A 5,721-nucleotide genomic window follows, 5' to 3' on the forward strand; every position below is an offset into this window, starting at 1 on the left:
GGCAGGTGAACCTCGTGTACCGGGGAGGGCGCTGGCCGGTTGCGGTGAGCGTCCACTCGTCGAATCCGGTGCTCGCTTGCTTGGGCAGCCAGTACGCGGGCTGGAGCCTGTCCGCCGGCAGCGGCAAAGAAGCTTTTCAGGCCCTGGGGTCGGGCCCGGCGCGGGCCTTGGCCGGCCGGGAAGCCCTGTTCGAGGCGCTGGGCTACCGGGACCAGGCCGACCAGGCCTGCTTGGTGCTGGAAGTGGACCGGCGTCCGCCGCCGGAAGTGGTGGACAAGGTCTTGCGAGACTGCGGCGTTGCTCCTTCCCGGCTCAGCGTCATCCTCACCCCGACCCGCAGCCTGGCCGGAGTGGTTCAGGTGGTGGCCCGGGTCTTGGAAGTGGCCTTGCACAAGGTGCACGCCCTGGGCTTTCCCCTGGCGCAGGTGGTGGACGGGGCGGGAGTCGCGCCCATCCCGCCGCCGGCCCCCGATTTCATCGTCGCCATGGGGCGCACCAACGACGCCATCCTGTTCGCGGGGGAGGTCCACCTGTTCGTGGACGCCGACGACGAGGACGCCCGCTCCCTGGCCGAGCGGCTGCCCGCTTCGGCCTCGCGCGACTATGGCAAGCCTTTTGCCCAGGTGTTCAAGGACTACGGCTACGACTTCTACCGCATCGACCCCCTGCTGTTCGCCCCGGCCCAGGTGGTGGTGACCAGCCTGAGGAGCGGCCGCAGCTTCCACGCCGGCCGGCTCGACGCCGCCTTGTTGGAGGCTTCCTTCGGGGGCGGGCCATGACCAGGCGAGTGGCTATCGTGACCGACGGGCCGGGCTGGCACGGCACCCGGCTCAAGCGCGCCTTCCGGGCGCAGGGCTTCGAGGCGTGCTACGTGCGCCTGAGCGAGTGTCGGCTCGATTTGGCCGCCTCCTGGCATGGCATCGTCATGCCCGGGTTTGAACGCCAATTGCCCGAGGCGGTGTTCGTGAAAAGCGTGCCCGGTGGCAGCCTGGAGCAGGTGGTGTGGCGGCTCGACGTGCTCCATGCCCTGCGCGAGGTAGGCGTTTCCGTGTATAACGATGCCCGGGCGATCGAGCGCACCGTGGACAAGGCGATGACCAGCTTTCTCCTGCGGCGGGCCGGGGTGCCGACTCCGCCCACCTGGGTGGTGGAGAGCCGGGAACAGGCGCGGGCGCTGGTGGACAGGGAAGCAGCCGCCGGCCATCGGGTGGTCATCAAACCTTTGTTCGGCTCCCGCGGAGCGGGGCTGCGCCGGCTACAAGCAGGCTCGGACGTGCCTGATCTGGCCGAGTACCGGGGCGTCGCCTATCTGCAGCGCTACGTCGACTCGGGGGAGGGCCATTGGCACGATTACCGCGTCTTTGTGATCGGCGGTGCGGCAGTGGCAGCCATGCGCCGCTGGGGAGCGAGCTGGGTGAGCAATGCCGCCTGCGGTGCCCGGTGCGAAGCGGTGACGTTAGAGCCGGCCCTCGCCCGCCTCGGCTGCGCCGCCGCTCGGGCGGTGGAGGCGGACTACGCGGGGGTAGACATCATCGTTGATCGCCAGGGCGATCCCTACGTAATCGAGGTGAACGGCCTGCCGGCGTGGCGTAGCCTGCAGAGCGTGACCGGCGTACCCATCGCCCGTTTCCTGGTGGACGATCTCGTCTCCCGCCGCTGCGGCACGGGTCTGGAGGCGACCGGCTGACCATGGAGGAGCCCGTGTCCCGCGCTGCCCTGATCGCTCAAGCCTTGACCCAGGCCTGCCTCGCCGACGTGCGCGCCCTCAAACCCGGCAACGTGAGCGTGTACTCGGCCGGCCACGGCATGGTGGCCGATGACTTTGTCCTGAGCGCTCAGGCGATCGTGGAACCCCTCACCGCCCCGGGGCTGCGGGTCGGAACGCGCATTCTGAAGGCGGTGGAGGCGACCCGCGTGGCGGTGGGCTGCAATACCAACCTGGGCATCGTCCTCGCCTGCGCGCCCCTCGCCCAAGCGGCCCTGGTGGCGCAGCCCGGGACGACGCTGCGGGAAGGACTGCAGGCGTTGCTCGCGCGACTGGACGTGCAGGATGCGGAGGAAGCCTATCAAGCCATCCGCCTCGCCCGTCCAGGCGGTTTGGGCCGCAGCCCAACGCACGACGTGGGCGAGCCTCCCCGGGTCACGCTGGCGGTGGCCATGGCGGCGGCCCGCCACCGGGACGGGATCGCCCGCCAGTACGCTGAAGGCTTCCGCGACGTGTTCGACGTGGGCGTGCCCCGCGCCGGCTGGGCCCTCGCTCGCTGGCGTAGCGAAGAGTGGGCGACCACCGCCGTCTACCTGGGCTTGCTCGCCCGGGCGCCGGATACCCATGTGGCCCGCAAGCTCGGACCCGCTGTGGCGCGGGAAGTGAGCGTCGAGGCGGCGCGGTGGGATACAGCGTTGATGCGCTGCCACCACCCGCAAAGCCTCATGCCCATGCTCCTCGATTGGGACCGGCGACTGAAGCGCCAGGGGATCAATCCGGGCACCACCGCCGATTTGACCGTGGCGAGCTTGTTCGCTTTATCGCTACAAGATATCCTCGACAAGGAGTTTGGCGGCCGCGATGCAGTCCCATCGACGGCCGCGCCAAGCGCTGGACTTCGGTCCACTCTTCACTAACCAACGACAAAAGGAGAAACCCATGGCTAAGATCACTCGCACCCTGGTAGGCGAATCCCTGGTCGGCGACGGCAACGAGGTGGCCCACATCGATCTCATCATGGGTCCCCGGGGCAGCGCGGCCGAAACCGCTTTCTGCAACGCCCTCACCAACAACAAGGATGGCTTCACCTCGCTGCTGGCGGTGATCGCGCCCAACCTGCCGGCCAAGCCCCACACCGTGATGTTCAACAAGGTGACCATCAAAAACGCCAAGCAGGCGACCCAGATGTTCGGGCCCGCCCAGCGGGCGGTGGCGATGGCGGTGGCCGACTGCGTGGAAGATGGCACCATCCCGGCGAACGAAGCCGATGACATCTTCATTTGCGTGGGGGTGTTCATCCACTGGGAAGCCGCCGACGACAACAAGATCCAGGACTTCAACTACCAGGCAACCAAGGAGGCGATCAAGCGGGCGGTGGCCGGCGAGCCCAAGGTAAGCGACATCCTCGCCAAGCGGCGCAGCGTCATGCACCCGTTCGCCGCCCACGCTTAAAGCGCCGCGGCTCACAGGGTCTCGAGGTCTTCGCGGGTGAGGCTGCCGTCGTGCAGAGCGGAGGCGAGCAACACCCCGAAACCTCGAGCGTTGAGCGCCGCCAGATCTGGCTTGCCGCGTACGCCGCCGGCGCAGTAGAGCTGCGCCCCAGGGGCGCGGGTGGCAAGCGCTGCCGCGAGGCCAAGATCCGGCCCTCGTCGGGCGCCCACCCGGTCCAGGTTCAGCGCGATCAGCCGGGAGGGCCAGAGCTGCGGATGCTCGAGCAGCTCGGCCGGGCCCAGCAAGCGCTCCTGCCGGAAGTCGAGGGAGAGGAGGAAGGGGTGGGCTTCGCCCGTCAAGGCTTCCAGCAGGCGCAGGTCCGCCAGGGTTTCGCTGCCCACCACCGGGGTGAGCCCACCGGCGACCAGGCGGCGCCAATCGGCGAGGTCGCGCACGCCCGCGTCCACCCACAGCTCCACCGGTGCGAGCTCCCGCGCCAGGGCCTCGAGCAAGGCCTGGTGACTCCCCCGTCCCAGGATGGCGTCCAGGTCTGCGACGTAGAGGGCGCGAAATGGGTAGAGGGCGAGCAATGCCTGGGCCACGTCCTGGGGGTGGCTGCTGGCGCATAGCCGGGAGCGCAGAGGCGCGTAGCGCTCCCGCTGCCCGCGCCGGGCATGGACTACGAGACCATCCATGAGGTCGATGACCGGAACGATCTCCACGAGGAGACAGGGGTGCGAGTCTTCTTGTACGAGCACGTGACGGGCGGCGGGCTCATGGGGCAGCCGCTGCCCGCTTCCCTCGCGCGCGAAGGCGACATGATGTTGCGCGCGGCGCTGGATGATCTCACGGAACTGCCGGGCATGGAAGCGGTGGTGAGCCGGGATTCCCGGCTCCCTTTTCCGTCCGGGGTGGCCGCAGTGCTCGAGCCCGCGCCCGGGGAAAGCCCCGGCTGCCTTTACCGGCGCGGTCTCGCCCTGGCCGATCTCGCCTGGATCATTGCCCCCGAGACGGGAGGGGTGCTGGAAGCGCTGGCCCGGGAGGCACTCGAGCAGGGCAAGGGGCTCTTCGGGTGCGCCCCGCAAGCGGTGCGGGTGGCGGCCAGCAAGCACGCCACCGCCCGGGTGCTCGCTCGCGCCGGCCTTCCCGTCGTTCCCACCTTCGCCCCGGGCGAGCCCCTGCCAGCCCTTCCCGGTCCGTGGGTGGTCAAGCCCGACGATGGCGCGGGCTGTGAAGGCGCGCGTCGCGTGCCGGACGTGGAAGCCGCCCGCGCGGCGCTCTTGGAGGCGGGTATGGGCTGGGTGGTGCAACCCTGGATCCAAGGGGAGCCCGCCAGCCTCTGCCTGCTGGTCGATCCCCCAGGCTCGGTGCGGCTCTTGTCCTGCAACCGCCAGCACATCGCGGTGCGGGGCGAAGCGCTCGCCCTGACGGGGCTCACGGTGGGCGCCTGGGCGGATGCGGACGGCCGCCTGGCCGCCCTCGCCCGGGCGGTGGTGGCGGCGATCCCGGGACTGGCCGGTTTCGTGGGGATCGATTACGTCCACACATCCACGGGTCCGGTGGTTCTGGAGGTCAACCCTCGGCTCACCACCTCTTATTGCGGTCTGCGCTCGGTCCTGGGGATGAACCCGCTGACCCTGGCCTTGGGCCTTCTTCCCCCGGGCGAAGGAAGCAGGGGCGGGCGACACCGGCCCATCATGGGAAAAGCGTCGGTTCGCGTTTCCCTGGAGCCTGTCGATGCTTGAGCCGGCGGTCATCGGCTGGGATGTGGGAGGGGCCCATCTCAAGGCCGCGGCCGTCGCGCGGACCGCGGGCGAGCCGGCCGTGCTGGCGGCCGTGCAACTGCCCTGTCCCTTATGGCGGGGCCTGGATCAGCTAGCGGCGGCGGTAGACCAGGCCCTTGAGCGCCTAGGCACCGCCCCGTGCCATGCCCTCACCATGACCGGGGAGATGGCCGACCTGTTTCGTGACCGGGCGGAGGGGGTGGCGAGGCTCACCGACTTCATGGAGCGGCGGCTCGGCGGAAGACGCACGCGCTACTTTGCTGGCGCCGGGTTCGTGGACGCCCACCATGCCAAAAGCATGTCCCGGCGCGTCGCTTCGGCCAACTGGCTCGCTTCCGCCCGCTTCGTCGCACAGCAGCTCAGGGAGGCCCTGTTCGTGGACGTGGGCAGCACCACCACCGACCTGGTGCCCATCGTCGCCCATGCGGTGCACGCTACGGGGAAGGACGATTTCGAGCGCCTCGCTTCGGGGGAGCTCGTCTACACGGGCGTAGTGCGCACACCGGTTATGGCCCTTGGAGGGCGAGTCTCCTTCGAGGGCCGCCGGGTGCCCCTCGTGGCGGAGCACTTCGCCACGATGGCCGACGTGTACCGGCTCACGGGCCTGCTGCCCGAACACGCGGACCAGTGGCCCGCGGCCGACGGAGGAGAGAAGACCGAGGAAGGCAGCGCCCGCCGGCTTGCTCGCATGATCGGACGGGATGCCGTCACGGGGACACCTGCCGCTTGGCGCCGGCTGGCCCGTGGCCTCGCCCGGGCGCAGGAGGCCCGGATCGAAGCCGCTGCCCGGCGGGTCCTGGC

7 protein-coding genes are annotated in these 5,721 nt (G+C 69.9%); 6 read left to right on the forward strand and 1 reads right to left on the reverse strand.

The genetic code is table 11. The annotated features are described in order from the left end of the window. The 4 genes from mch to fae form a co-directional block, all read left to right on the forward strand. Window positions 1–779, forward strand: a 779-nt coding sequence (gene mch / locus V7Q81_RS14120) for a methenyltetrahydromethanopterin cyclohydrolase (protein ID WP_333844498.1), incomplete at its 5' end; no start/stop codon positions are given. Further along, complete coding sequence (locus V7Q81_RS14125; protein ID WP_333844501.1) at window positions 776–1,687, forward strand: ATP-grasp domain-containing protein; 912 nt, start codon at window positions 776–778, stop codon at window positions 1,685–1,687. The genes mch and V7Q81_RS14125, both read left to right, overlap by 4 nt. Window positions 1,688–1,701: 14 nt before the next feature. Next, entirely contained in the window at window positions 1,702–2,622 is a 921-nt protein-coding gene (locus tag V7Q81_RS14130) for a triphosphoribosyl-dephospho-CoA synthase (RefSeq protein ID WP_333844503.1), read from the forward strand. A gap of 22 nt (window positions 2,623–2,644) precedes the next feature. Next, window positions 2,645–3,157, forward strand: coding sequence for a formaldehyde-activating enzyme (gene fae, locus V7Q81_RS14135; protein ID WP_333844505.1), 513 nt, complete (start codon window positions 2,645–2,647; stop codon window positions 3,155–3,157). Between the two features lie 11 nt (window positions 3,158–3,168). On the opposite strand, the gene V7Q81_RS14140 is transcribed toward fae, so the two are convergent. Then, the gene (locus V7Q81_RS14140) at window positions 3,169–3,831 is read right to left on the reverse strand and encodes a HisA/HisF-related TIM barrel protein (RefSeq protein WP_333844507.1); all 663 of its coding nucleotides are present in this window, start codon (window positions 3,829–3,831) and stop codon (window positions 3,169–3,171) included. Here V7Q81_RS14140 and V7Q81_RS14145 point away from each other — a divergent pair. Next, on the forward strand, window positions 3,811–4,881 hold the full coding sequence (locus V7Q81_RS14145) for an ATP-grasp domain-containing protein (protein ID WP_333844510.1): 1,071 nt from the start codon (window positions 3,811–3,813) through the stop codon (window positions 4,879–4,881). The two genes, V7Q81_RS14140 and V7Q81_RS14145, sit on opposite strands and share 21 nt — an antisense overlap. After that, window positions 4,874–5,721 (forward strand): hydantoinase/oxoprolinase family protein (locus V7Q81_RS14150; RefSeq protein WP_333844513.1); only part of this gene is annotated, 848 nt, incomplete at its 3' end. The genes V7Q81_RS14145 and V7Q81_RS14150, both read left to right, overlap by 8 nt.

The organism is Pelomicrobium sp., from assembly GCF_036803785.1.
Lineage (GTDB): Bacteria > Pseudomonadota > Gammaproteobacteria > Burkholderiales > UBA6910 > Pelomicrobium.

Bases quoted from the DNA above. Each gene is read 5' to 3' on its own strand.
- V7Q81_RS14125 (WP_333844501.1), top strand. From the start codon at position 776: ATGACCAGGCGAGTGGCTATCGTGACCGACGGGCCGGGCTGGCACGGC.
- fae (WP_333844505.1), top strand. From the start codon at position 2,645: ATGGCTAAGATCACTCGCACCCTGGTAGGCGAATCCCTGGTCGGCGAC.
- V7Q81_RS14145 (WP_333844510.1), top strand. From the start codon at position 3,811: ATGGACTACGAGACCATCCATGAGGTCGATGACCGGAACGATCTCCAC.
- V7Q81_RS14140 (WP_333844507.1), bottom strand. From the start codon at position 3,831: ATGGATGGTCTCGTAGTCCATGCCCGGCGCGGGCAGCGGGAGCGCTAC.